Raw genomic sequence first — 24,578 nt, 5'->3', positions numbered from 1 at the left:
CGCAGCATGCGGGGCTTTTGGGTGCCAGGTGCCGGCTTAGTTCAGCTGGCTGCGCAGCCAGTCCAGCACGATGCCGTAGCTAGCGGGCAGCATGGGCTCCAGCCGGTCGAGGGCGGCTTTGGTATCGGCGAGGTTGCTCAGGCAGAAGTTGATATGGCCCACCTTGCGGCCCAGGCGAACTTCCTTGCCGTACCAGTACAACTCGGCGCCGGGCACCGACAGCCAGTCGTCATTGCGCTCGGTACCCACCAGGTTGACCATGACGCTGGTATTCTTGACGGTCGGCTCAACCAGTGGCAGGCCGGCCACGGCACGCAGGTGTGCTTCAAACTGGCTGACGTTGGCGCCGGCCTGGGTCCAGTGGCCGCTGTTGTGCACGCGGGGGGCCAGCTCGTTGATGAGCAGGTGATCGCCCACTCGAAAGCATTCCATGGCCATGACACCGACGTAATCGAGGTCGTTCATCAGGGTACCCAGCATGCGCTCGGCTTCCTGCTGCAGGTGTGCCAGCCGCGCCAGCGGTGATACCGACCCCAGCAGAATGCCATTGACGTGCAGGTTGAGGGTCAGCGGATAGAAGTAACACTGACCATCGGCACCGCGCATGCCGACGATGGAGGCTTCCTCGTCAAAGTCGATGGCCTGCTCGGCGATGGCCTGCTCGTGCCAGTCGTCGGGAATGGCGTCCCGGCCCTGTTCACGCAGCCAGTGCTGACCCCGGCCGTCGTAGCCACCGGTGCGGCGCTTGAGCAGCACCCGCTCACCAAGAACGTTGTGCAGATCCTCGGCGCTGGTGTCGCTTTGCACCAACTGCCAGGGCGCGGTGGCCAGCCCCAGCTTGTCGATCAGTGACTTCTGAGTGTAACGATCGGCCAGAATGGGAAAGGTATTGAGATTCACAAAGGCCGGGTGGGCCGCCAGCTGGCGAGTGGCGGCGGTTTCGGGCCACTGCTCGCGCTCGGCGGTCACTTTTTCATGGGCCTGCAGCGGAAAGGTCTCTTCCGACTCAATGTCGATGGGGCGCACGTCCAGGTTGAGCGGCATGCCCGCATGCTTCAGCATCTGGCCCAGCTGGCCGGCTCCCAGTACCCAGATACGGCTCATGCGTCCTCCCGCGGATCCGGGCTGCCCAGCACGGTGCTGGTCTGCTCGAGGCGGAACGCTTCCAGCCGCTCGGCCAGCTCGGCGTCGTTGTTGGCCAGCATCTGACAGGCCAGCAGGCCGGCGTTAAAGGCACCGGCGGTGCCGATGGCCAGGGTGCCCACGGCCACGCCCTTGGGCATCTGCACGATGGACAGCAGGCTGTCGAGGCCGCTCAGGGCCTTGCTCTGCACCGGCACACCCAGCACCGGCAGGCGGGTTTTGGCCGCCACCATGCCCGGCAGGTGGGCGGCGCCGCCGGCACCGGCGATGATCACCTGATAACCGCGTTCGACGGCCTTTTCACCGAACTCCATCAGCTTGTCGGGGGTGCGGTGCGCCGACACCACTTCCACGGTGTAGGAAACCTGCAGCTTGTCCATGATCTCTGCAGCGCCCTGCATGGTGGGCCAGTCGCTTTTCGAGCCCATGATGACGGCAACTTTTGCTTGCATGACTACTCCTGTTCAACAACGTTCAGCATATTCTGGTGGATCTGGGGGAGCGCGGATTATAGCGAAACCGCGGTTTTGCGGCCAGTGAAAGGGTGGACATCCCCCGAGGCAGTCGTTAAGGTAGGGGCCGTTCAAAGGCTGAGCATGTAATTTTGAGGAGGTCTACGCCTTATGATGGGCGCCATTGAAGCATTACCCTAGCTCACGGCCCTGTGCCGTCGACCGCACAATACCAGGCTAACGCCAACGTCTTAAAAGCGCATCGCTTCACATAGCAAGTCATTCCTGCATTGTTTGCCGAACCGTGTTTCCGGTTCTACACGTCCGTTGCCGTCAGCCAGGTCGTCCTGAACTGCGTCAGGTATATCGTTCCCGCGACGATATCGCCTGCGCGAGTCCGTGTTTTACTCGCAAGACAGGGAGATGATCTTGGAACTCTACCAATTTTCCAGCACCACAGTGTTGCTGCTGCTGGCCGCCTTTTACGGCGGCACCTACTTAATCACGACCTTCATCAAGAAGGAACAGGAAGACACCGACGCCTTTATGGTGTCCAACCACAGCGTAGGCTTTGGCATGGGCGCGGCCAGTATGACCGCCACCTGGATCTGGGCCGCGTCCTTCTATGCCGCCGCCACCTCGGGCTACACCTACGGGGTGTCGGGCCCGCTGCACTACGGCCTGTGGGGCGCGCTGATGATACTGTTCATCTATCCCTTTGGCCGCCGCTTTCGTGCCCTGGCGCCCAACGCCCATACCCTGGGGGAAGTGATCCACGCCCGTCATGGCTCCTCCAGCCAGCTGATCCTGGCCTTTTCCAACCTGCTCGGCAGCATCATCAGCCTGATGGTGAATTTCACTGCCGCCGGCGCCCTGGTGTCGGTGCTGTCACCGCTGTCATTCCAGACCGGGGTGATCATCGCCGGGGTGGGCGTGCTCAGCTATACCCTGTGGTCGGGCTTTCGCGCCTCCGTGCTCACCGACTTTGCCCAGTTGATCGCACTGATGGCCATTGCCGTGGTGATCATTCCCGCAGTGCTGTTCGCCATGGGCGGCCCGGCCGAGGTGATGAACGGTTTTGATCACCTCACCGCCGAGCAGGCCAACCTGTTCTCCACCGACGCCATTCTGCACCAGGGCGCCCCCTATTTTGTTGCGGTGCTGGCCTATGCCATTGGTAACCAGACCATTTCCCAACGGCTGTTTGCGGTGAATGAAAAGCACATCAAGCCCACCTTCCTCACCGCGACGCTGGGGTATGGCGCCATCGTCATCGGCCTGGGCATGATTGGCCTGATGGCCCTGACCACCGGTGTTGAGCCCCTGAACGGCGACATGAACAACCTGATTCCACAGATGGTGTCCAGCTACCTGCCGCCGGTGTTTATTGGCCTGTTCTTTATTCTGGTTATCGGCTCGCTGTCTTCCACCGCCGACTCGGATCTGTCCGCCCTGTCTGCCATTGTGATGGCCGACGTGTACGGCAAGAACATTGCCAGGGGCAAGGCCGATCCCAGACGCATGCTGTTTATCGGCCGGCTGACCATGGTGGTGGCCACCATGCTGGGCATTGTGTTTGCCAGCTTCTCCCTCGACATTCTGGTGATGCTGGTGTTCGTGGGCGCGCTCTGGGGCGCCATCGTATTCCCGGTGATCGCCAGCTGTTTCTGGAGCCGGGTCACCAACCGCGCCTTTACCTCCTCGGTGATTGTCGCCCTGATCATGTTCTGCGCGGCTCGCTTTGAGCTGCTGCCCATGACCGGCGTGGTGGCCATGCTGTTCGAGCTGCTGGCCAGCATCGGCGGCGGCGTGGTGATCGGACTGATGGCGTTCGGCTTTTTCGGCCGCCACGTCGGCTTTATCGCCGGCATTATCGCCGGCCTGGCGCTGATGGTGTTCGCCACCGGTTTCCTGCGGGAATACACGGTGCTGCTGTCTTCCCTGGTGGCCTACGGCGTCAGCACCCTGGTGTGTGTGCTGGTGAGCCTGCTGGACAACCAGAAATTCGACTTTGAGCTTATCAAAAAGCGCGTGGGCAACTACGACGACCGTTTCGAGGCCGCCAGCCCGGCGGCGGTTAAACCCACCCGCCTTGCCAAGGAGTCCTGATATGAGCGAACTGACCCTGGGGGCCTACATTCTGATCTGGCCCGCCCTCACCCTCTGGGTATTGATCTTGATCTGCCGTGGCGTATGGAAAGACATCGTCGCCGCCAGGAAGGAAAACCGCGAGCTGGTGTGAGCCACCGCAGAGAGCAAAAAGCGGACCCTTGAGGTCCGCTTTTTTTGTAATCAAACGAAGGCAAACGATTCATTAGCTTCACGAAGCAGCAGCGGGGATTGCCGTAGCCGACCGTCAAATTCCAGAGCCGAAAAGTTGCTCCTGCATTTTCGGCATTCCCGCCATCCATGGCGGTCAGATGCATTTGACGAGCGTCCCACGGATGGGCTTGGAGCGTGTCGTGAAGTGCAACCGCGCTGTTGCTTCGCATGTTGTGTGTATCAGGCCGCCAGCCAGCGGGCATAGAGGGGAATACCCACCAGTACGTTAAAGGGAAAGGTCACCGCCAGTGATGCCAGCATGGCCAGGCCGATGTCGGCCTTTTCAATGGCGGCGCCAATGGCCGCCGGGGCAGCGATATAGGACGCACTGGCCACCAGCGCCACCAGGATCAGCGCACTGCCCGCCGGCAGCTCCAAGGCCGTGGCGGCAAAGGCGCCCAGGCTGGCCAGCACCAGGGGGGCGACCAGGGCAAACAGCATCACCGGCCAGCGCCGCCAGGGGATGGGCGTGAGCGCCTTGGCGGCACACAGGCCCATTTCCAGCAAAAACAGCGCCAGCAGCGCCTTGAAGGCATGAATAAACAGCTCACTCACCGGTGCCGCCCGTTCGGGGCCATAAAAATAACCGATAAGCACGCCACCGGTCAGCAACACCACGCCCCGGCTGGTGAGAGCCTCGTGCCATACGCTGCCGTGACTTGCGCCATCACTCTGCCCCGCCAACCGTTTATACAGGGAAATGGCCACTATGATGGCGGGCAATTCCAGCAACACCAGGTAGAGGGTGGTTTCCGGGGCGATTTCCAGCTGCAGGGTCTGGGCATAGGCCAGCGCCACCGCAAAGGTGCCGGCACTCACCGAGCCGTAGTGGGCCGCCAGGCTGGCGCTGTTGGCCTGATCCAGGCGCAGCAGCCGGCGTGCCAGCGGATAACACAACAGCGGAATCACCACCCCCAGCGACGCCACCGCCAGCAACTCCGGCACCAGTTGCCAATGCAGGTTGCCATGCAGCGCCAGTCCACCTTTAAAGCCGATGGTCAGCATCAGCAGAATCCCCAGCGTATCGTAAGCCGCCTTGGGCACCTGCAAATCCGAGCGGGCCAGCCCCGCCACCACGCCCAGCGCAAAAAACGCCACTACTATATCCGGCATTCTCATTCCTCTTTTGTTGTTGCAGGCAACACGCACAGCCGTGCCCGCGACAGGGCCAAAGGCCTGCCAGCATGGAAGAAAACGGGCTGTAAACGAGTGCCGGCCGAAGCCGAGTTTGACAAGTCGGGACATTGTGCGTCGCCGGCGCTATAGTTACCAATAAATGTTAATTAAGTCCTGCATAGATAATTATCCATGAATGTTCGCCACCTGACCTTTCGCCTGCTGCAGGTGTATGTGGCCGTGGTGCGGCTGGGCTCGGTGTCCCGGGCCGCGGCCCAGCTGCACCTGACCCAGCCCACGGTCTCGCAACAGCTCAAACGCCTGGCCGAGGCGGTGGGCGAGCCGTTGCTCGATACGCACATGAAACCCACCTTTATCGGCACCGAGCTCTACCACGCCGCCCTTGACGCCCTGTCCCGCTTTGAGGATTTTGGCGGCTTTCTGCAGGATGCCCGTCAGGGTACCCGCGGCGGCTTCAGCATTGGCGTGGTCACCACCGCCAAATACATATTGCCGCGCCTGCTGGGCCCCTTTAACCGTCAGTTTCCGGGAGTGGAGGTGTCCATCAGCGTGGGCAACCGGGGCTACATTCTGGAGCGCCACCGTCACCAGCAGGATGATCTCTACCTGTTCAGCCATCCGCCTGCTGGCGAGCACACCCTGAGCGCGCGCTTTATTCACAACCCGCTGGTGCTGCTGACCCCGCCGGACCACTGGGCGCTGCAACGGCCGCCAACCGACTTTGCGGCGCTGCTGAACGAACGCTTTCTATTGCGGGAACCGGGCAGTGCTACCCGGCTGGTGTTTGAAGAGTGGCTGCGCAGCCGCAACCTGCAGCTGAAGCGGGTGATGCAGATAGAGAGCAATGAGGTCATTCGCATGAGTGTGGAGCAGGGCCTGGGGCTGGCGGTGCTGTCGGAGCATACCCTGATGGAAGGCCAACACCGGCTGGGCCGCCCGGCGGTGCCCGGATTTCCCCTGGGCAGTTACTGGTATCTGGTGTGCCACGGCAACCGCCGCCTGCCCTACCCCGCCGCCAACTTTGTGCGCTTTGTCAATGAACACCTCGCCCGCTGTGTGGACGAGCGACATATTCACAATGATCTGGACGCCCTGCTGGCACACATAGGGTAACGGAATCACGCGCCGCCGTAATGGTGGCGTCAGGGCGCGCTTCAACCTCAGGCATGGCGCATTCGCTCGACGGACGCCAGCCGCCATTCGGCCCGCCGCGTTTCCAGCAGGCGGCCATGAGGCCCCCGCCCCTGCTCCAGAATGCGCACTTGGCCGTTCTCCAGGCTCAGCACCGTCTGGGCCCGGGTGCCGTAATCTTCACCGCCAATAAATACCGAAGACAAGCGGCGTTCCAGCTCCAGGGGCACGCCGGTCATGGGCAGGGCGGCATCGGGAGCCGTGGTGGTGTCGCTCAGCAGCGCCAGCGCGCCCTCTTCATCGCCCGCACTCAGGCCGCTCAGGCCGCATTTCAGTCGCTCGGTCTTGGGCCAGGGAGTATTCAGCAGTCCATTGGACAGGCCATAACGCCCGGCCTGCAGCGCGCGCGGCTCGCCCCCCGGCCGATTGCCGCCATAGTGCAGCTCTCCGGCCCGCAGATCACCGACCAGCAGGTTAAAACCGGCATACTCTTCACCCTGAGCCAGAACCCGCCTTAGGTAGCCGGCGGGCGCCTGCTCACCGGTGAGAAAACCGCTGACCAGTTCTCCCCGGCTGCGCCGGCCCGCCCGGGGCTCGCCTTCACGATAGTTGGTGAGGGCCGCAAAGCGCCCGGCGGCGGTCAGCCCCAACCAGGTGCCACCGGCCTGCAGATCCCGCCCGGCCCAGAGCGCCGGTTGCTCCGGCCACCAGCCGGCGGGAGCCGTGGGTCGGGCATAAAACTCGTCCCGGTTGGCCAGCAACAACAACCGGGGACTGGCCGGCTGCCAGTCAAAGGCGATTAAACACAAAGGTCGTTTCCTTACCGTAATCCGTATCCGCTCCACTTTACTGCGGCAAGAATGCAGACACCAGTATCAGGGCATGTCATCGCGTATTCGCCAGAAGCTGGCAAAGCGCGGCAGGCCGGTGGTGGTTTCGCCCCGGTAACGGTAGGTCACCACCACACCGGGGAGCGGCGGATGGCTGCGCTCGTCATCACTGAAGCCGGTGCCCAGTTTAAAGCGCCGACCATCGGGGGTCTCCACCAGCAGGGCACCCATCATGCCGGCATATTTTCCCTGCCCCGGCAGCACCGCCAGCACGGTGGCCTCGGCGTCCTGAAAATGTTTGAGCTTGAGCAATTCCTGGTTGCGGCCGGGAACATAGCGGCCTCGGCGGTGGCGCAGCATCAGGCCTTCGCCCCCCTCGGCGGTGACCTTGTCGAGCCTGGCCGCCAGGGCGGCGGCATCGGCCACCCGATGTTGTTCAAGCAGGTGCAGATAAGGGGTGTTGACCTCCCTGAACAGGGCCTGCAGGGCCGCCAGCCGTCCTTCAAAGGGCAAGGTGCTGGCGGGCAGGTCAAACACCATAAAGCAAATGGCCCGCCACTCCCGCGCAACCGGCTCAAGGCGGCGCACCGCCGCCGACAAGGCGTCAAAGCGGCCCCGACCGAGCCAGAGTTCACCGTCCAGGGGCGTAGCGGGAAAACCCGCCACAAACCAGTCGGGAGCCGCAAAGACATGGCCGCCCCGGGATATCAGCTGGTGGCCATTCCAGTATGCCCGTACCCCGTCGAGCTTTTCGCTCACCAGGTAATCGGCGGGGTTGTGATGGGGGGCATGCTCCGCCGCCAGTTGCAATGGGGGTGCCTCGGCCAAGGCCGAAACCGGCAGCCCCAGCCAAAGCAGGGGCAGCAACACGGGAAAGGGTTTCATGAGGTGCTCCTTGTTGTTGTCCGGCAAAGTCTAGCCGGTTGGCAACAAGGCGCTATTTTTGCTGATCGGGCACCACCTTGGCGGGGCGGGCGGCATACCAGCCACAGCCCAGCTGCAGGCATTGCAACGCCATCATCAGCAGCAGGGCGCCCTGCCAGGCGCCTTCCACATCCCGCATCATGCCCAACACCACCGGCCCCGAAGCCGCCAGCAGGTAGCCGATGCTCTGGGCCATGGCCGACAGCGCCGTGGCCTGGGCGGTATTGGCGGCGCGCAGCACAAAGAGCGACAGCGCCAGGCTTAATGCACCGCCGCAGCCCACGCCCACCAGCGAAGCCCACAGCAGCGGCGCCATGGCCGGTTGCCACCACAGCCCTACCAGGCCGGTAAAGGACGCGAGAAAAATGCCCAGCACCAGCCGCCGCTGACTGGCCAGGCGCGCCGCCATGATGGGCACCAGAAAGTTGAACGGAATGCTGACCAGGTTGATAAGCGCGGTGGCAGTACCGGCATCATGGGCGTCCAGGCCGCTTTCCAGCAGCATTTTGGGCATCCAGGTGGCCATGGAATAGAAGTAGAACGACTGCAATCCCATGTAACAGGTAATGGCCCAGGCCAGCTTGTCACGCCACAGGCTCACCCTCACCGGATTGGCCGGCCGCCCCACGCCCTCGACCCTGAGCATGGGCAGCCAGAACAGGGTGCACAGCAGCGGCAGCACCGCCCACAGCGCCACCGGATAATGCCAGTGGCCGAACCGCTCCAGCAGCGGCACCGCCAGATAAACACCCATGCCGGCGCCGACACTCAGGGTCACCGAGTAAAGCCCGGTCATCAGCCCCACCTTGCGGGGAAAGAACGCCTTGACCAGGCCAGGGATCAGTACATTGAGCAGGGCAATGGCCGCCCCCAGCAGCAGGGTGCCCAGCAACACTACCGCATAGTCGTTCACCAGTCGCAGCAGGACACCCAGGCCGATAACCAGCAGGCCGGCGATGGCCAGCACCTGAGGCGACCAGCGCCGGGACAGCGCCGGCACACAGAGGGAAATCACCCCAAAGCAGAGCAGCGGCAATGTGGTCAGCAGGCTGAAGGCGCTGGCACTGATGGCCAGGCTGGAACGGATCTGCTCCACCAGGGGGCCCACCACCACAATGCCGCCGCGCAGGTTGGCGGCGGTCAGCAACAGGGCCACCACGGCCAGGCCGGCGATCAGGGGACGGCCGAGAAAGGGATCGTCACCGGCAGCATGAGTGCTCATTATTGTTATACCTTATTGTTCTTAAAGGGCGTACGGAACCGCCATGTTAGAAGCGATGCCGGTACGGCTCAAGCAATTAAAAACCCGCGTTGTGTGACCACTCCCCACTCGGGGCATGCTATAACGGGTTAAAATTCATAAGGAAATCATTCAAACGGAAGGGGCCATGCTGGATCCGAAAGACATTACCGCGGTCATTCTGGCCGGAGGCCGGGGCCTGCGCATGCAGGGAGCCGACAAGGGCCTGTTGCCGCTGTGGGGACGTCCCCTGGTCAGCCATGTACTGGAGCGGCTCGCCCCCCAGGTGGGTCGCGTGCTGATCAATGCCAACCGCAACCTGGAACACTACCGGGCGCTGGCCCCGGTGATCACCGATGACGAATACCACTTTGCCGGCCCCCTGGCGGGTTTTGAGGCCGGGCTGACCCACGCCCCCAGCGAATGGGTGCTGTTTGTGCCCTGCGACAGCCCCCTGGTGCCCGCCGATCTGGCCGCCCGGCTGTGTGCCGCGGTGCACCGCCACGACCAGATCGCCGTGGTCGACGACGGCACCCAGCTGCATGCCGCCACCGCGCTGATGCACCAGTCGCTGCTGCCATCCCTGTGCAATTACCTGGATGGCGGTGATCGCAAGCTGCAGCTGTGGTATGAACGCCACCAACTGGTGACGGTAGACTTTCGCGATCAGGCCGAGGCCTTTTACAACCTCAATACGCCCGAAGCCCTGATGGACCTGGAGGCAAGGGGCGAGGGCCGAGAAGGCGGCAAGTGAAGGACTGCCCCTATAAACAGAAAATGCCGGGACAACCCGGCATTTTCTTTAGGAACGGCCGAAGTGGCGCACAAACTGGGCCGGATCCCGCTCGGGCAGCTTGCGTACTTCCACTTCCGGCGTGCCCAGATAGAGAAAGCCGACGATCTGATCCTGCGACTCAAGGCCCAGATCCCGGTGCACGCCCCGGTCAAAGGCAAACCAGCCGGTGCGCCAGATACCGCTAAAGCCCTGGCTCTGGGCCGCCATCTGCATGGCCATCAGGGCACAGCCGGCAGACAGCTCCTGCTCCAGTCGCGGCACCTTGTCGTGTTCTTTTACCTTGGCCACCACGGTAATGACCATGGGCGCGCGCAGTGGCGCATTGCGGGCCTTATTGATGGCGTCTTCACTTTCACCCTGTGCCTGGGCGGCGGCGGCCAGCACCTCACCCAGTGCCCGGCGCTGCTCGCCCTCAAACACGATAAATTCCCAGGGTGTGAGGGCGGCATGATCCGGGGCGCGCAGGGCGGCGCGGAACAGGATGTCCAGCTGCTCGCCGGCAGGGGCCGGATCCACCAGACGGGGATTGGAGTGACGGTTCAGTAACAGTTCCAGTGCGTCCATTATTTACTCCTGTTTTGAGACCGCGCTACCTTACCAGCCCGGGCAGGCGGCATAAAGCCTCACGCATTTTCATGACGGCTTCCTCGCGTTAGCAAACCTGCGCGTGGTTGCCGTTTTTCGTGAGGACGGCGTCGAATCCCGGGCCCGGCCGTGGCATTGCGCCGGCGCTCACGCCATAATGGAGCAATTCGACCCTCATTTTTCAAGGCGTTGTTATGTGGTCTGCCATCAAATGGCTGTTTCGCACCCTTGGCCGAGTGCTGAGTGCGCTGCGCGCATTGTTTATCAACCTGTTTTTCCTGCTGGCCCTGGTTTCCCTGTTCATTCTGTTCTTTGGCGAAAAGGAAGCCCCCACCCTGCCCGCCAGCGCCGCCCTGACCCTGGAAATTAACGGCCCGGTGCTGGAGCAGGAAGATCAACCCGGCCCTCGTCGCCTGTTCAGCAAGTGGTTGTCCGGCGACGACGCGCCACCGCCGCTGACCCTGGAGCAGATCAAGGACGCCCTGGCCGCCGCCCGCCACGATGAGCGCATCAAGGTGGTGGTGCTCAGGCTGCAGAACATGACCGAGTCCAGCCTCACTCGGCTGGACGAGGTCGGCGCGGCCCTGGAGGGCTTCAAGACTTCGGGCAAACCGGTGTATGCCCTGGGCGACTATTACACTCAGGGGCAGTATTACCTGGCAGCCCATGCCGACGAAATCTGGCTAAACCCGGCCGGTGCCGTCACCATTCAGGGCATGGGAGTGTACCGGCTGCATTACAAGTCGGCCTTTGAGCGCTTTGACATCACGCCCCACGTGTTCCGGGTGGGTACCTACAAATCCTTCGTGGAGCCCTATCTGCGTGACGACATGTCGGCGGAAAGCCGGGAAGATACCCTGCGCTGGCTGAACCAGCTGTGGCAGCACTATCAGGACAACGTCAGCACCTTGCGCGATATTCCCGCCGATCACATCAGCCCGGGCAAGGAGCTGCTGCTCAGCCGCTTTCGTGCCGTGGGCGGCGACCCGGCCCGCTATGCCCTGGAGCAGGGCCTGGTGGACCGGCTGGCCAGCCGCCATGACATGTTGCGCCATGTGGCCAAACTGGCGGGCTGGGATCATCAGGCCAACGCCTACCAAAGCCTGAGCGTGCCCCGTTACCTGGCCCACAGGGGCCCCACCGACAGCACCGCCCCGGCGGTGGGCCTGATCACCGCCAGCGGCGCCATCATGAGCGGCGAACCGGCCCCCAACACCATCAGTGACGAACGCCTCGCCCGGCTGATTGACCAGGCCCGTCGTGACAACGATCTCAACGCCCTGGTGCTGCGCATTGACAGCCCCGGCGGCAGCGCCTTTGCCGCCGAGCAGATCCGTGCCGCCCTGCTGCGCTTCAAGCAAAGCGGCAAACCGCTAGTGGTGTCCATGGGCAGCACCGCCGCCTCCGGCGGCTACTGGATTGCCGCCGACGCCGACAAAATCTATGCCGCGCCCACCACCCTCACCGGCTCTATCGGCGTGTTCGGGCTGTTTCTCACCTTTGAGGATGCCCTGGCCAAGCTCGGCCTTAACACCGACGGCGTGGGCACCACCGACTTTGTCGGCGCCGGCCTGACCACCGGCCTGCCCGACCATGCCCAGGAACTGATCCAGCTGGGTGTGGAGCATACCTACCAGCAGTTTGTGACCCTGGTGGCCGAAGGCCGCAAACTCAACCCCGCGGAAGTGGAAGCCGCCGCTCAAGGGCATGTGTGGACCGGCACCGACGCTCAGGGGCTGGGGCTGGTGGACGAACTCGGTTACCTGGACGATGCCCTGGCCGGCGCCGCCGAGCTGGCCGGCCTGCCCGAATACCGGGTCAAACGGGTGCGTCTGCCCCGCTCACCCAAAGAGCTGCTGATGGAGCAGCTGATGAGTTCCAACCTCGACGCCCAGGCCCTGCTGCAGTCGGCCCTGCCCGAGGTATTGCGCCCGGCCGGTGACCAGCTGGGCCGGGAGCTGAATGCACTGTCCCGCTTTAACGACATTCGCGGCCGCTATGTGCTGTGTGTGGAATGCCAGGAGTTTTAATGCACCGAAAGAAAATCTATATCGCCTACACCGGCGGCACCATCGGCATGCAGAAATCCGCCAAGGGCTATGTGCCCCTGGCGGGCTTTATGACCGACAGCCTGGCCGACACCCCCGAGCTGCACCGGCCGGAAATGCCCGCCTATCATATTCACGAATATGATCCGCTGATCGACTCGTCCGACATGACCCCGGCCGACTGGCAGCGCATTGCCGACGACATTCGCGACCACTACGACGACTACGACGGCTTTGTGGTGCTGCACGGCACCGACACCATGGCCTTTACCGCCTCGGCGCTGTCGTTCATGCTGGAAGACTTGGACAAGCCGGTGATCGTCACCGGCTCCCAGATCCCGCTGGTGGAGCTGCGCTCCGACGGCCGTAACAACCTGCTCAATGCCCTCTATATTGCCGCCGAATACCCCATTCACGAGGTGGGTCTGTTTTTCAACAACCGGCTGTATCGAGGCAACCGGGCCAGCAAGGTGCACGCCGACGGCTTTCACGCCTTTGACTCCCCCAACTTTCCCCCCCTGCTCAACGCCGGCATTCATATCAGCCTGGAGGCCGGCCGGCTCAGCCGGGCCAGCGGCAACCCCCTGAACGTCAGCCCCATCACGCCCCAACCGGTGGGTGTGGTCATGCTGTATCCGGGCATCAGCCCGGAGGTGATCGCCAACCTGCTGCGCCAACCGGTCAAGGCCCTGTTGCTGCTGTCTTACGGCGTGGGCAACGCGCCCCAGAACGAGGCCATGCTGACCCTGCTGGCCGAGGCCTCGGCCCGGGGCGTGGTGATCGTCAATCTCACCCAGTGCCGGCGCGGCTCGGTCAACATGGAAGGCTACGCCACCGGCAAGGCCCTGGCCGACGCCGGTGTGCTGTCGGGCTATGACATGACCACGGAAGCGGCCCTGACCAAACTGCACTACCTGCTGAGCAAGAATCTGCCGGTGGACGAGGTGCGGGAACTTATGGGCCACAGCCTGCGGGGCGAGCTGACGCTCCCCGCCGGCTGAGCCCCAAACGCAAAAAACCCGCCGAAGCGGGTTTTTTTTATGGTTTTTCAAAATTCGAAGAATTAAGAAATAACCTGAATCTGGGAAGCCTGAGGACCCTTGGCACCCTCGGCCGGGGTGTAGGATACTTGCTGACCTTCGGCCAGGGTTTTGAAGCCGGAGCCGACGATTTCGGAGAAGTGGGCAAACAGATCCTTGCCGCCGTCAGCGGGAGTGATAAAACCAAAACCTTTGGACTCGTTGAACCATTTTACAGTGCCAGTAGCCATGTATACTTACCTTTTTAAACATATGAATGGGCAAATGCCCGGAACCGCAATAAATATCAAATAAGGGAAGCGTGGTGACTGTAGAGCCGTAAGGGACCAACAAGATACTGATGCTGCGCTGACTTGAGAAGTTTGCTGAGGTGCACTCTACGGCAGTAGGAGATGGCCGTCAAACATTATCGGCAAATAACTGAGCATTTTTTGTACAACACAAAAAAAGCGCCCTGAGGCGCCTTTTGACTCTAAGTGGCTTCGGCTTACTTGCCGTTGGCCACTCGGGCGTGCATTTCCTGCACGGAAATCACCGACTCGGTGGCGTCGTGAGCCATGGCCATCACGGTGGCAAAGGCACCGTTCAGGGTCGTGGTGTACGACAGCTTCTGCGCCAGGGCGCCACGGCGCAGCTGACGGGAGTCCTCGATGGCCTGACGGCCCTCGGCGGTGTTCACGATATAGGTGTATTCGTTGTTCTTGATGCGATCAAGAATGTGCGGACGACCTTCGTGTACCTTGTTCACCAGACGCGGGTTGATGTTGGCTTCACCCAGTACCACGGCGGTGCCGTGAGTGGCGTCAATCTGGTAACCGGCCTCAATCAGGCTGGCGGCCAGGTCAACCACTCGTTGCTTGTCGCTGTGACGCACCGACAGCAGGGCACGGCCTTCCTTCGGTACCGCCTTGCCGGCGCCCAGGTGGGCTTTGCCAAAGGCTTCGGCAAAGGTTTCACCCACGCCCATCACCTCACCGGTGCTGCGCATTTCCGGGCCCAGCAGCGGGTCAACGCCGGGGAACTTGTTGAACGGCAGTACCACTTCCTTGACGGAGTAGTAAGGCGGAATGATTTCCTCGGTCACACCCTGCTCGGCCAGGGACTTGCCGGCCATGGCCCGGGCAGCCACCTTGGCCAGGGGCACACCGGTGGCCTTGGACACAAACGGCACGGTACGGGCGGCACGGGGGTTGACCTCGATCAGGTAAATCTCGTTGTCCTTGACCGCGAACTGCACGTTCATCAGGCCAACCACGCCCAGCTCCAGGGCCAGCTTGCGCACCTGTTCACGCATCTGATCCTGAATGGACTGACTCAGGGTGTAGGGCGGCAACGAGCAACCGGAGTCGCCGGAGTGAACGCCGGCCTGCTCGATATGCTCCATGATGCCGCCGATGACCACGTCCTTGCCGTCGCAGATGGCGTCGATGTCCACCTCGGTGGCGTCGTCCAGGAAGCGATCCAGCAGCACCGGAGACTCGTTGGACACACTCACCGCTTCGTTGAAGTAACGGCGCAGATCCTGCTCGTCATAGACGATTTCCATGGCCCGGCCACCCAGTACATAGGACGGACGCACCACTAGCGGGTAACCGATGTCCACGGCCAGGTTTACGGCCTGATCCAGGGCGGTCACGGTGGCGTTCTGGGGCTGCTTCAGGCCCAGACGGTCTACCGCCTGCTGGAAACGCTCGCGGTCTTCGGCGCGGTCGATGGCGTCGGGGCTGGTGCCGATAATGGGCACACCGGCCGCTTCCAGGGCACGGGCCAGTTTCAGCGGAGTCTGACCGCCGTACTGCACGATCACGCCCTTGGGCTGCTCGACCCGCACGATTTCCAACACGTCTTCCAGGGTGACCGGCTCAAAATAGAGACGGTCGGAGGTGTCGTAATCGGTGGACACGGTCTCGGGGTTACAGTTGACCATGATGGTTTCAAAACCGTCTTCACGCAGCGCCAGGGAAGCATGCACGCAGCAGTAGTCGAATTCGATGCCCTGACCGATACGGTTGGGGCCGCCACCCAGTACGATGATCTTGTCTTTATCGGTCGGGTTGGCCTCGCACTCTTCGTCGTAGCTGGAGTACATGTAGGCGGTGTTGGTGGCGAACTCGGCGGCACAGGTATCCACCCGCTTGTACACCGGGAAGATTTCGTGGCGGTGACGCAGCTTGCGCACTTCGCCTTCGCTCACCCCCAGCAGCTTGCCCAGGCGGGCATCGGCAAAGCCCTTGCGCTTGAGCGCGCGCAGCAGCTCGGGGGTCAGCCCGGCCATGCCGGCTTCCTTCACCTGCTCTTCCAGCTTCACCAGCTCTTCGATCTGCACCAGGAACCAGCGGTCGACGTTGGTCAGCTTGAACACGCCGTCCACGGACATGCCGGCGCGGAAGGCATCGGCGATGTACCAGATACGCTCGGCACCCGGGTCCTGCAGTTCGTGGCGAATGCGGGACAGGCTTTCGGTGTCGTTCAGGTCAACCACGGGATCGAAACCGTTCATGCCGGTTTCCAGGCCGCGCAGGGCCTTCTGCACCGACTCCTGGAAGTTACGGCCGATGGCCATGACTTCACCCACGGACTTCATCTGGGTGGTCAGGCGGTCGTTGGCGCCGGCGAACTTCTCAAAGTTGAAGCGCGGAATCTTGGTCACAACGTAGTCGATGGCCGGCTCAAAAGACGCCGGAGTCAGGCCGCCGGTGATGTCGTTCTGCAGCTCATCCAGGGTGTAACCGATGGCCAGCTTGGCCGCCACCTTGGCGATGGGAAAGCCGGTGGCCTTGGACGCCAGGGCGGACGAGCGGGACACTCGGGGGTTCATCTCGATGATGACCATGCGGCCGTCTTTCGGGTTGACACCGAACTGCACGTTGGAGCCGCCGGTTTCCACGCCGATTTCACGCAGCACCGCCATGGAGGCGTTGCGCATCAGCTGGTATTCCTTGTCGGTCAGGGTCTGGGCCGGGGCTACGGTAATGGAGTCACCGGTGTGCACGCCCATGGCGTCGAAGTTTTCGATGGCGCAGACGATGATGCAGTTGTCGTTGCGATCCCGCACCACTTCCATCTCGTACTCTTTCCAGCCGATCAGGGACTCGTCGATGAGCAGCTCGTTGGTGGGCGACAGATCCAGGCCACGGGTACAAATCTCTTCAAATTCTTCCCGGTTGTAGGCGATGCCGCCACCGGTGCCGCCCATGGTGAAGCTGGGGCGAATGATGCAGGGGAAACCCACTTGATCCAGCACGCCGTAGGCTTCGTCCATGTTGTGGGCGATGCCGGCGCGGGGACACTCCAGGCCGATGCTTTTCATGGCCTGGTCGAAACGGTGGCGGTCTTCGGCCTTGTCGATGGCATCGGCGGTGGCGCCGATCATTTCCACACCGAACTCTGCCAGCACGCCGTGCTTTTCCAGCTCCAGGGCGCAGTTCAGCGCGGTCTGACCACCCATGGTGGGCAGCACCGCATCCGGGCGCTCTTTCTCGATGATTTTGCGCACCACCTGCCAGTCGATGGGCTCGATGTAGGTGGCGTCGGCCATCTCCGGATCGGTCATGATGGTGGCCGGGTTGGAGTTCACCAGAATGACGCGGTAGCCTTCTTCGCGCAGGGCCTTGCAGGCCTGGGCGCCGGAGTAGTCGAATTCACAGGCCTGACCGATCACGATGGGACCGGCGCCCAGGATCAGAATGCTCTGTATGTCTGTACGTTTTGGCATGACTCTACCCTGCTCCTTATGCGCGGTATTTCTTGATCAGTTCGATGAAATGGTCAAACAGCGGCGCCGCATCGTGCGGACCCGGGCTCGCCTCGGGGTGCCCCTGGAAGGAGAACGCCGGCTTGTCGGTGCGATGAATACCCTGCAGGGTACCGTCGAACAGCGACACATGGGTGGTGCGCAGCGTCTCGGGCAGGGTGTCGCCGTCAACGGCGAAGCCGTGGTTCTGGGAGGTGATCATCACCACGTTGCGGTCCAGATCCTTCACCGGGTGGTTGGCACCGTGGTGACCATGGCCCATTTTCACGGTCTTGGCACCGCTGGCCAGGCCCAGCAGCTGATGGCCCAGACAAATGCCGAACACCGGAATGTCGGTTTCCAGGAAGGTCTTGATGGCCTCGATGGCGTAATCACAGGGCTCGGGGTCGCCGGGGCCGTTGGACAGGAAGATGCCGTCCGGGTTCATCGCCAGCACCTCGGCGGCCGGAGTCTGAGCCGGCACCACGGTCAGGCGGCAGCCGCGATCCACCAGCATGCGCAGAATGTTGCGCTTGGCGCCGAAGTCATAGGCCACCACGTGGTAGGGCAGCTCGGCGTCGGTGGGCTGGCTGTGGCCCTGGCCCAGCTGCCAGCTGCCTTCGCGCCATTGATACTGGCTGGTGGTAGACACCACCTTGGCCAGATCCATGCCCTTGAGGCCGGGGAACCCTTTGGCCTCGGCCAGAGCTTTGGCCTCATCCAGGTCGACTCCAGCCAGAATGCAGCCGGCCAGGGAGCCCTTTTCGCGCAAAACGCGGGTCAGCTTGCGGGTATCGATATCGGCAATACCCACTATGTTGTGAGCCTTGAGATAGTCGGACAGGGTACGCTGATTGCGGAAGTTGGAGGCAATCAGCGGAAGATCGCGAATGATCAGCCCCTGAGCGTGAACCCGGTCGGATTCTTCATCTTCGGCGTTAGTGCCGGTATTGCCTATATGAGGATAAGTGAGCGTGACGATCTGGCGGGCATAGGATGGATCGGTAAGGATTTCCTGGTATCCCGTCATCGACGTGTTGAATACCACCTCACCAACGGAACAACCGTCGGCGCCAATGGCTGTACCGCGGAAGACCGAGCCATCTTCCAATACGAGCAGCGCTGAGTGATTCAAGACAACCTCCAAGTTAATTCTTATAAATCAACAATTTACCTGGCTGTCCCGAGTTACAGACAAAAAAAATTTACTGCATCTCGGCTAATACTGGGCAAATTCTGTGTATTTTATCTGGAAGCGTCGTTTTCGACAAACTTTTTTACGATAGCAGACGGTGGCTGACGAAAACTTTGGCACACCAAGCATTGTTATTCACAAAAACAACATAAAAATCAACAGCCAATATGGAGCGCGGCAGGACAAAGCAGGAAATGCGAGCTTGGAAGTATCTTCACAAAAAGATATCTCAAAAACCCAAAAACGATCTAAAAAACCTTTATAATCATAAAGATAAATAATATAAAAACCAAAAATAACAAACCCGACCGGCCATGTTGCGGCCAGCCGGGCTTCATATGAATTATTCTGCGGTTATTTCAGCCCCAGTACATCCTGCATATCAAACAGCCCCGCCGGCTGGCCGGCAATCCAGGCCGCGGCACGCACGGCACCATTGGCAAACGTCAGCCGGTTGGATGCCTTGTGGGTGATCTCTACCCGCTCGCCGATATCGGCAAACAGCGCGGTGTGCTCTCCCACCACATCGCCGGCGCGAATGGTGGCAAAGCCGATGGTGTTTGAATCCCGCTCACCGGTGATACCTTCACGACCATAAACGGCGCACGTCTTCAGATCCCGTCCCAGGGTGTTGGCGATCACCTCACCCATGCTGAGCGCGGTGCCCGAGGGCGCATCCACCTTGTGGCGGTGATGGGCTTCCACAATCTCGATATCGGTGTAATCCCCCATCACTTTTGCCGCCTGCTCCAGCAGCTTGAACACCAGGTTAACGCCCACACTGTAGTTGGACGCCATCACCATGGCGGTGTCGGCGGTGGCGGCCTGAATGTCGGCCTTTTGCTCATCGCTGAAGCCGGTGGTACCGATCACCAGTCGCTTGCCGTGCTGCCGCGCCAGGGCAATATTGGCCAGGGTGGCTTCCGGACGGGTGAAGTCAATGATCACGTCGACCTGATCGATTACCTCGGCCAGACTGGCGGTCACCGGCACATTCAACCGGCCGACATTGGCCAGCTCGCCGGCATCGGCGCCCAGCACGCTGGAGCCGGCATGCTCGATGGCGGCAGTCAGCACCACCCCGTCGGTGTTGGTAACGGATTCAACCAGTACCTTGCCCATGCGGCCATTACAGCCGGCAATGGCGATGCGAACCGGATTGCTCATGTCGTCTTTCCTTTATTCATGGATGTTCATGCGAATGTTGCGCAGTTTGCCAGAATGCGCTTCGCTTGCAAATTGCGCGGTCTCCAAAGCGGCCGTAAAAAAACCGGCGGCTGCCGGTTTTTTTCAAGGGTCTGACCGAACGAGGATCAGGCGATCTCGAGCAGTTCGACTTCAAAGACCAGGGTAGAGCACGGCGGAATGGAGCCGGCGCCCTGCTCACCATAGGCCAGGTGATGGGGTACGTACAGCTTCCACTTGGAGCCAACCGGCATCAGTTGCAGGGCTTCAACCCAGCCCTTGATCACGCCGTTCACCGGAAACTGGGCCGGCTCGCCACGCAGCACGGAGCTGTCGAACACGGAGCCGTCCACAAAGGTGCCGTGGTAGTGTACGCGCACGGTGTCGGTAGCGGCCGGCTTGGCACCTTCGCCCACGGTCAGCACTTCGTACTGCAGGCCGGATTCGGTCTGCTGCACTTCGGCGCGCTCGCCGTTGGCGCTCAGAAAGGCGGCTTCTTCTTCCTTGGCCTTGGCAGACTGAGAAGCCTGTTCGGCCTTCATGCGCTCGGTGATCACGCCAAAGGCGGCATTGATGTCTTCCCGGGACACGGCGAACTCTTCACCGTTAAGGGAGTCGGCCAGACCCTGCTGTACCGCAGCAATGTCCATACCTTCAAACGGCTGTTGGGCCAGTTGGTCACCAATCTGACGGCCAATGCCATAGCTGGCTTTCTGTTCTACTGTCTCGTATGACGACATGAGATTCCCTTTGTTTGGGTGTAAAAAAGGCATGCTAACAAATTACGCCGGTGAGCTGAATGGCGAATCCGGCCGGCTGGTCAATAATGCCGCTCCCCGTACCCCCCCGGCGCCACCAAACACCGGTGGCCGCAAGGGCGCGGAGGCAATGCCCCGCATCATATGGGCTGGCAGGCGCGTGGCCAGCTCGTCATAAAGCCAGGCCGCTTCTCCCAGCCCGCCGCCCAGCACCACTGCATCGGGGTCAAGCTGGGTCATTAATGCCCCCAGTCCCGCCGCCAGCACCTCCAGATACAGTGTCATGGCCTGCACCGCTTCGGCTTCCCCCCGCCGCCAGGCGGTAATAATAGCCTGGCCAGTTTGCTCGTGGCCGCCGCAGTGACGATACAGCCGGGCCAGGCCGGTGCCGGACACATAGGTCTCGAGGCAGCCGCTGAGGCCACAGCCACAGTCAAACAGCGGCAAATTCGAGTGGCGGGCCAGCAGGGCGGCGCCGATAGGGCCATGGCCGAATTCACCACTGCCGCCGCGCCGGCTGTTGACCAGGCGGCCATCCTGGATCAGGGCTCCCCCCACGCCGGTGCCCAGGGTCAGTCCCAGCGCCAGCCGGCTGCCGGCCACGGCGCCGCCATGATATTCCGACAGCAAAAAGCAGTTGGCGTCGTTGTCCCCCGTCAGGGGCCGCTCGAGCCGCGCCTGCAGATCCGTCAGCAGATCCCGCTCGTGAATGGCCGGCACATTGGGTGCCAGCAGGCGTCCCTCGGCATTAAGCACCCCGGGAAAGCCCAGCCCCACTCGGCCGCGCGAGCCAACCCGTTGATCGGCCTTCAGCACCAGGGCACAAACCAGCTCGACAAAGGCGTCGTAACTGTCGGGCGTGGGATGCTGCGTGGTTTCCACCGGCCGAAACTGCTCGTCAAAGACGCCAAAGGCGGTCTTGGTGCCGCCGATATCCAGGCCGTACACCATCAGCGGCCGCAGGCCGGGCGCCTGCCCTGGGCCCGCGCCTGCATATAGAGGTTATTGGCATCCGGCACCAGGGCCGACAACCCCTGAATACGGGTGCCGTGAGAAGGGTGGGTTGACAGCAGTTCCGGCGGCTGGTTGCCGGCTTCAGCCGCCGCCATGTCACGCCACAGGGTCACCGCCTGCTGGGGATCAAAACCGGCCTGGGCCATCAGTTGCAGGCCCAGCCGATCGGCTTCGGCCTCCTGCTCGCGGCCATAGGGCAGCAAATAGCCCACCTGTACCCCCAGGCCCAGTGCCGCCATGGCCGGCTGACGAACGCCGGACTGACCCAGGGCCGCGTCGGCGGCACTCAGGCCGATATTGGTGAGCTGGGTGCGGGACACCCGTTCGTTGCTGTGGCGGGCCAGCACATGGGCTATCTCGTGCCCAATCACGGCGGCCAACTGATCCTGTGTATCGGCGATCTTGAGCAGGCCGGTGTAGACCCCAACCTTGCCCCCGGGCAGGGCAAAGGCATTGGCCTGATCCGAATTGAACAGCACCACCTCCCACTGGCTGGTACCGGACAGCTCCGCCACCAAGCTGTCGGTGATGCACTGCACATAACGATTGAGCTCACGGTCGTTACTGATGTTTTCCTGTTCCTTTATCTGGGCAAAGGATTGTTCTCCCAGGCGCTGCATGTCGTTTTCGGAAAACAGCAGCACCTGGCTGCGCCCGGTAGGCGACTGGGTACAGGCAACCAGCGAACCCACGATCAGGGCAAGTAGAATGGCACGCACGGGAATGGCCTCGCACTTATGAAATGGACGACCTTATTAGCATACAAAAGGGTGAGCACAAACGCATGCGGGAAGGAAACGACACAAAAACGGACGCAGGGCGATGTCAACGCCTCGCCCTGGACCGCGGGGCCTCACGACTCAGGGCTGACCTGGCCCGCTTCGGGGACAGTGGTGTCGGCCAGCAGCCAGAGGGTATATTTGTGCAGATCCGGGTGCTGGGACAGGGCCACCAGAAAGGCTCCGCCGACCTCCCGATAACCCAGCTCATAGTTTTTGAGGGTGGTGGGGGGCACCTGAAGCAACTCGGCAAACTTGGGCCGGCTGAGCCCCATAGCCTCACGTATTTGCCGGATCTTCTTGCCGACCAGGCTGGTATCAGGATTCATAATCTTGCTACTCCTATTTGCAGATTACGACAATGGCATTTGTACACTTTTTAGTTTAACACCCCTCAACAGACTCGTTGTGGCCACGCCCCTTTATTGTTGAAAAAATGTTTCCAAACGGACAAATGCGCCCCATTTGGAAACCATTTTGACGCATTTCGAACCTGCCACAGGACATTTCCCGTGCGAATACTTTGGTCTCGTCGGTCTCATCGTTGTCTTGTTAGACGCCACAAAACACGTTAGTCTGGCTTCGTGCGAATATCAGTGAAATGGCGATTCAAGGCAAGATTCGAGACACATTTCATGATTTGGCTGCACCCAGTAATCTGGGCACGCTGCCCCAGAGCACGCTTAAACACTCATCTGAAGTGAGGAATAAAAACATGAAAAAGACAGTGGCTCCTTCTCTTATCGCAATCGCACTGGCTGCCGCCGGTGTCTCCGTCGGCGCACAGGCCAACGACTGGTACCTGGGTGCCGGCGCCGGTTATGCCGATTATGAAGACATCGATCGCAACAACTCCGGCCTGGACAACGACTCCGAAGCCGTGAGCCTGTTTGGCGGCTACAACTTCAACCAGTACTTCGGTACCGAGCTGGGCTTCACCAACTTTGGTGGCGATGCCGACACCCGTGCTTTGAACCTGTCCGCCATCGGCCGCCTGCCGCTGGGTGAGTCCTTCTCCCTGTTTGGCGAAGTGGGTGCCCTGGGCTGGGATACCGACGTGGCCAACGGCGACGAAGGCGTGTCTCCCCTCGCCGGCCTGGGCGTGGCCTACCGCGCCAGCGATCTGGTAGACGTGCAGCTGCGCTACCGCCGTGTAGAAGACATGGGGGATGAAGGCCGAAACGGCTTTGAGACCGACGTCAACAACGTCATGCTGGAGCTGGTGCTGCACCCCAACCGCCGTGTGGCTCCGGCCCCCGTACCGGCCCCGGTCGCTCCCCAGCCCGAGCCGGAAGTCACCTATGAAACCCGTACCGTGACCGCCGACGGCTCCATCTACTTTGCCTTTGACAGCTCGTCTCTGGCCCCCGAGGCCCGTGCCACCCTGGACGAAGTAGCCCGCTTCTCCGAGCAAAACCCCGACTACCAGGTTGAACTGGCCGGTTACGCCGACCGCCTGGGCAGCGCCGAATACAACCGCAAGCTGTCCGAGCGTCGCGCCATGGCCGCCAAGGAGTACCTGGTACAGCGTGGTGTGGCCGCCGAGAACATTCAGACCGCCTGGTACGGTGAAGAGCTGGCCCAGGGCGTGAGCGAGGAAGAGCGCCAGCGCGATCGCCGCGTGGATGCCAAGGCCCAGGCCAGCGTTCAGGTGGAAATCATCGAGTAAGGCCCTTTGCCAAACCCGTCACAAACGGCCCTGCGGGGCCGTTTTGTTTTTCTCACTTTCACGTTCGCATCTGGCATACTGCCTTTTTGCTTTTTTTGATGTAATCCCATGCAATGCCATTGTGACAGCAAGCAGCCCTATGCCGGCTGCTGCCAACCCTTTCTGGAAGGCGGCCTCGACGCCCCTACCCCACTGGCGCTGATGCGCTCCCGTTACAGTGCCTACCGGCTTGGGCTGGGCGAGTATTTGGTGAAAACCTGGCACCCGGACACCCTGGGGGAACTGGACGCCGCCACCCTCGGCAAGTCCGGCCTTCATACCGAGTGGCTGGATCTCGCCATCGTCTTTGCCAGGGGCTCCGCCGCAGACGACGAGGGGGAAGTGGAGTTCAAAGTGCGTTACCGCGAAAATGGCAGAGTCGTGCTGCTGCACGAACGCTCCCGTTTTGTGCGCCTTGAAGGCCGTTGGGTCTATCACTCGGGAATACACAATCCGCCCAAAATCGGCCCCAACCAGCCCTGCCCTTGTGGCAACGGCAAAAAATACAAGCACTGCTGCGGCCGTCGCTGACATCCTTGATACCGACAAGAAGAAACA

The 24,578-nt window shown here is 61.7% G+C and carries 23 protein-coding genes; 8 read left to right on the top strand and 15 right to left on the bottom strand.

Translation table 11 applies throughout. The features are described from left to right. Positions 1–36: 36 nt before the first annotated feature. Together purK and purE are read right to left on the bottom strand one after the other, a co-directional pair. Positions 37–1,104, bottom strand: a complete 1,068-nt coding sequence (gene purK / locus OJHNALOF_RS12840) for a 5-(carboxyamino)imidazole ribonucleotide synthase (RefSeq protein ID WP_165662256.1) — start codon at positions 1,102–1,104, stop codon at positions 37–39. Then, complete coding sequence (gene purE, locus OJHNALOF_RS12835; protein ID WP_165662255.1) at positions 1,101–1,595, bottom strand: 5-(carboxyamino)imidazole ribonucleotide mutase; 495 nt, start codon at positions 1,593–1,595, stop codon at positions 1,101–1,103. Before purE ends, purK begins: the two co-directional genes overlap by 4 nt. A gap of 423 nt (positions 1,596–2,018) precedes the next feature. Here purE and OJHNALOF_RS12830 point away from each other — a divergent pair, with 423 nt between their 5' ends. After that, a complete protein-coding gene (locus tag OJHNALOF_RS12830) occupies positions 2,019–3,704 on the top strand; it encodes a sodium:solute symporter family protein (protein WP_165662254.1) in 1,686 nt (561 codons plus the stop codon). Between the two features lies 1 nt (position 3,705). Then, positions 3,706–3,837, top strand: coding sequence for a putative transporter small subunit (locus tag OJHNALOF_RS17030; protein WP_240919730.1), 132 nt, complete (start codon positions 3,706–3,708; stop codon positions 3,835–3,837). Between the two features lie 260 nt (positions 3,838–4,097). Here the strand turns inward: OJHNALOF_RS17030 and OJHNALOF_RS12825 are convergent, their stop codons facing one another. Next, on the bottom strand, positions 4,098–5,030 hold the full coding sequence (locus tag OJHNALOF_RS12825) for a sodium-dependent bicarbonate transport family permease (protein WP_094198774.1): 933 nt from the start codon (positions 5,028–5,030) through the stop codon (positions 4,098–4,100). Between the two features lie 195 nt (positions 5,031–5,225). Between OJHNALOF_RS12825 and OJHNALOF_RS12820 the strand changes: the two genes are divergently transcribed. Then, the gene (locus tag OJHNALOF_RS12820; protein WP_094198773.1) at positions 5,226–6,167 is read left to right on the top strand and encodes a LysR family transcriptional regulator; all 942 of its coding nucleotides are present in this window, start codon (positions 5,226–5,228) and stop codon (positions 6,165–6,167) included. A 47-nt stretch (positions 6,168–6,214) separates the two neighbouring features. On the opposite strand, the gene OJHNALOF_RS12815 is transcribed toward OJHNALOF_RS12820, so the two are convergent. From OJHNALOF_RS12815 to OJHNALOF_RS12805, 3 genes are all read right to left on the bottom strand, one after another. Then, positions 6,215–6,994, bottom strand: a complete 780-nt coding sequence (locus OJHNALOF_RS12815; protein ID WP_165662253.1) for an NRDE family protein — start codon at positions 6,992–6,994, stop codon at positions 6,215–6,217. Positions 6,995–7,060: 66 nt separating this feature from the next. Continuing rightward, a complete protein-coding gene (locus OJHNALOF_RS12810; protein ID WP_165662252.1) occupies positions 7,061–7,900 on the bottom strand; it encodes a DNA ligase in 840 nt (279 codons plus the stop codon). Between the two features lie 52 nt (positions 7,901–7,952). Further along, positions 7,953–9,161, bottom strand: a complete 1,209-nt coding sequence (locus tag OJHNALOF_RS12805; RefSeq protein ID WP_165662251.1) for an MFS transporter — start codon at positions 9,159–9,161, stop codon at positions 7,953–7,955. 166 nt (positions 9,162–9,327) lie between these two features. Here OJHNALOF_RS12805 and mobA point away from each other — a divergent pair, with 166 nt between their 5' ends. Continuing rightward, a complete protein-coding gene (gene mobA, locus OJHNALOF_RS12800) occupies positions 9,328–9,933 on the top strand; it encodes a molybdenum cofactor guanylyltransferase MobA (protein WP_094198769.1) in 606 nt (201 codons plus the stop codon). 48 nt (positions 9,934–9,981) lie between these two features. On the opposite strand, the gene OJHNALOF_RS12795 is transcribed toward mobA, so the two are convergent. Next, positions 9,982–10,539 (bottom strand): NAD(P)H nitroreductase, encoded by a 558-nt coding sequence (locus OJHNALOF_RS12795; protein ID WP_165662250.1) that lies wholly within the window; start codon positions 10,537–10,539, stop codon positions 9,982–9,984. A gap of 215 nt (positions 10,540–10,754) precedes the next feature. Here OJHNALOF_RS12795 and sppA point away from each other — a divergent pair, with 215 nt between their 5' ends. After that, the gene (gene sppA / locus OJHNALOF_RS12790) at positions 10,755–12,590 is read left to right on the top strand and encodes a signal peptide peptidase SppA (protein WP_094198767.1); all 1,836 of its coding nucleotides are present in this window, start codon (positions 10,755–10,757) and stop codon (positions 12,588–12,590) included. Further along, on the top strand, positions 12,590–13,609 hold the full coding sequence (ansA, locus tag OJHNALOF_RS12785) for an asparaginase (protein ID WP_165662249.1): 1,020 nt from the start codon (positions 12,590–12,592) through the stop codon (positions 13,607–13,609). Before sppA ends, ansA begins: the two co-directional genes overlap by 1 nt. A 62-nt stretch (positions 13,610–13,671) precedes the next feature. Here the strand turns inward: ansA and OJHNALOF_RS12780 are convergent, their stop codons facing one another. The 8 genes from OJHNALOF_RS12780 to OJHNALOF_RS12745 all read right to left on the bottom strand — a co-directional run bounded on the left by OJHNALOF_RS12780 (position 13,672) and on the right by OJHNALOF_RS12745 (position 22,641). Continuing rightward, a complete protein-coding gene (locus tag OJHNALOF_RS12780; RefSeq protein WP_094198765.1) occupies positions 13,672–13,878 on the bottom strand; it encodes a cold-shock protein in 207 nt (68 codons plus the stop codon). Between the two features lie 257 nt (positions 13,879–14,135). Further along, complete coding sequence (gene carB / locus OJHNALOF_RS12775; protein WP_094198764.1) at positions 14,136–17,363, bottom strand: carbamoyl-phosphate synthase large subunit; 3,228 nt, start codon at positions 17,361–17,363, stop codon at positions 14,136–14,138. Between the two features lie 16 nt (positions 17,364–17,379). Next, positions 17,380–18,516: a glutamine-hydrolyzing carbamoyl-phosphate synthase small subunit gene (gene carA / locus OJHNALOF_RS12770; protein WP_165662248.1), complete on the bottom strand. Its 1,137-nt coding sequence runs from the start codon at positions 18,514–18,516 to the stop codon at positions 17,380–17,382. 414 nt (positions 18,517–18,930) lie between these two features. Then, entirely contained in the window at positions 18,931–19,743 is an 813-nt protein-coding gene (gene dapB, locus OJHNALOF_RS12765; RefSeq protein WP_165662247.1) for a 4-hydroxy-tetrahydrodipicolinate reductase, read from the bottom strand. 146 nt (positions 19,744–19,889) lie between these two features. Further along, positions 19,890–20,501: an FKBP-type peptidyl-prolyl cis-trans isomerase gene (locus tag OJHNALOF_RS12760; RefSeq protein ID WP_094198761.1), complete on the bottom strand. Its 612-nt coding sequence runs from the start codon at positions 20,499–20,501 to the stop codon at positions 19,890–19,892. 42 nt (positions 20,502–20,543) lie between these two features. Further along, positions 20,544–21,470 carry an ROK family protein gene (locus tag OJHNALOF_RS12755; protein ID WP_165662246.1) on the bottom strand — a complete coding sequence of 309 codons (927 nt, stop codon included), beginning with the start codon at positions 21,468–21,470 and terminating at the stop codon, positions 20,544–20,546. Continuing rightward, positions 21,470–22,252, bottom strand: a complete 783-nt coding sequence (locus OJHNALOF_RS12750) for a M48 family metallopeptidase (protein WP_094198759.1) — start codon at positions 22,250–22,252, stop codon at positions 21,470–21,472. The genes OJHNALOF_RS12755 and OJHNALOF_RS12750 overlap by 1 nt, the downstream gene beginning before the upstream one ends. Positions 22,253–22,386: 134 nt before the next feature. Beyond that, positions 22,387–22,641, bottom strand: coding sequence for a DNA-binding transcriptional regulator (locus tag OJHNALOF_RS12745; RefSeq protein ID WP_094198758.1), 255 nt, complete (start codon positions 22,639–22,641; stop codon positions 22,387–22,389). 386 nt (positions 22,642–23,027) lie between these two features. Here OJHNALOF_RS12745 and OJHNALOF_RS12740 point away from each other — a divergent pair, with 386 nt between their 5' ends. Continuing rightward, on the top strand, positions 23,028–23,981 hold the full coding sequence (locus OJHNALOF_RS12740; RefSeq protein ID WP_165662245.1) for an OmpA family protein: 954 nt from the start codon (positions 23,028–23,030) through the stop codon (positions 23,979–23,981). A gap of 108 nt (positions 23,982–24,089) precedes the next feature. After that, positions 24,090–24,551 (top strand): YchJ family protein, encoded by a 462-nt coding sequence (locus OJHNALOF_RS12735; RefSeq protein ID WP_165662244.1) that lies wholly within the window; start codon positions 24,090–24,092, stop codon positions 24,549–24,551. Positions 24,552–24,578 lie beyond the last annotated feature (27 nt).

This window comes from Oceanimonas sp. MB9 (assembly GCF_011319775.1).
Classification (GTDB): domain Bacteria; phylum Pseudomonadota; class Gammaproteobacteria; order Enterobacterales; family Aeromonadaceae; genus Oceanimonas; species Oceanimonas doudoroffii.
The sequence above is the reverse complement of the archived record's forward strand: the minus strand, read 5'-3'. Positions and strand labels throughout refer to the sequence as shown.

Coding starts and splice junctions, on each gene's coding strand:
- purK (WP_165662256.1), bottom strand. CDS start 1,104: ATGAGCCGTATCTGGGTACTGGGAGCCGGCCAGCTGGGCCAGATGCTG.
- purE (WP_165662255.1), bottom strand. CDS start 1,595: ATGCAAGCAAAAGTTGCCGTCATCATGGGCTCGAAAAGCGACTGGCCC.
- OJHNALOF_RS12830 (WP_165662254.1), top strand. CDS start 2,019: ATGATCTTGGAACTCTACCAATTTTCCAGCACCACAGTGTTGCTGCTG.
- OJHNALOF_RS17030 (WP_240919730.1), top strand. CDS start 3,706: ATGAGCGAACTGACCCTGGGGGCCTACATTCTGATCTGGCCCGCCCTC.
- OJHNALOF_RS12825 (WP_094198774.1), bottom strand. CDS start 5,030: ATGCCGGATATAGTAGTGGCGTTTTTTGCGCTGGGCGTGGTGGCGGGG.
- OJHNALOF_RS12820 (WP_094198773.1), top strand. CDS start 5,226: ATGAATGTTCGCCACCTGACCTTTCGCCTGCTGCAGGTGTATGTGGCC.
- OJHNALOF_RS12810 (WP_165662252.1), bottom strand. CDS start 7,900: ATGAAACCCTTTCCCGTGTTGCTGCCCCTGCTTTGGCTGGGGCTGCCG.
- OJHNALOF_RS12805 (WP_165662251.1), bottom strand. CDS start 9,161: ATGAGCACTCATGCTGCCGGTGACGATCCCTTTCTCGGCCGTCCCCTG.
- mobA (WP_094198769.1), top strand. CDS start 9,328: ATGCTGGATCCGAAAGACATTACCGCGGTCATTCTGGCCGGAGGCCGG.
- OJHNALOF_RS12795 (WP_165662250.1), bottom strand. CDS start 10,539: ATGGACGCACTGGAACTGTTACTGAACCGTCACTCCAATCCCCGTCTG.
- sppA (WP_094198767.1), top strand. CDS start 10,755: ATGTGGTCTGCCATCAAATGGCTGTTTCGCACCCTTGGCCGAGTGCTG.
- ansA (WP_165662249.1), top strand. CDS start 12,590: ATGCACCGAAAGAAAATCTATATCGCCTACACCGGCGGCACCATCGGC.
- OJHNALOF_RS12780 (WP_094198765.1), bottom strand. CDS start 13,878: ATGGCTACTGGCACTGTAAAATGGTTCAACGAGTCCAAAGGTTTTGGT.
- carB (WP_094198764.1), bottom strand. CDS start 17,363: ATGCCAAAACGTACAGACATACAGAGCATTCTGATCCTGGGCGCCGGT.
- dapB (WP_165662247.1), bottom strand. CDS start 19,743: ATGAGCAATCCGGTTCGCATCGCCATTGCCGGCTGTAATGGCCGCATG.
- OJHNALOF_RS12760 (WP_094198761.1), bottom strand. CDS start 20,501: ATGTCGTCATACGAGACAGTAGAACAGAAAGCCAGCTATGGCATTGGC.
- OJHNALOF_RS12755 (WP_165662246.1), bottom strand. CDS start 21,470: ATGGTGTACGGCCTGGATATCGGCGGCACCAAGACCGCCTTTGGCGTC.
- OJHNALOF_RS12745 (WP_094198758.1), bottom strand. CDS start 22,641: ATGAATCCTGATACCAGCCTGGTCGGCAAGAAGATCCGGCAAATACGT.
- OJHNALOF_RS12740 (WP_165662245.1), top strand. CDS start 23,028: ATGAAAAAGACAGTGGCTCCTTCTCTTATCGCAATCGCACTGGCTGCC.
- OJHNALOF_RS12735 (WP_165662244.1), top strand. CDS start 24,090: ATGCAATGCCATTGTGACAGCAAGCAGCCCTATGCCGGCTGCTGCCAA.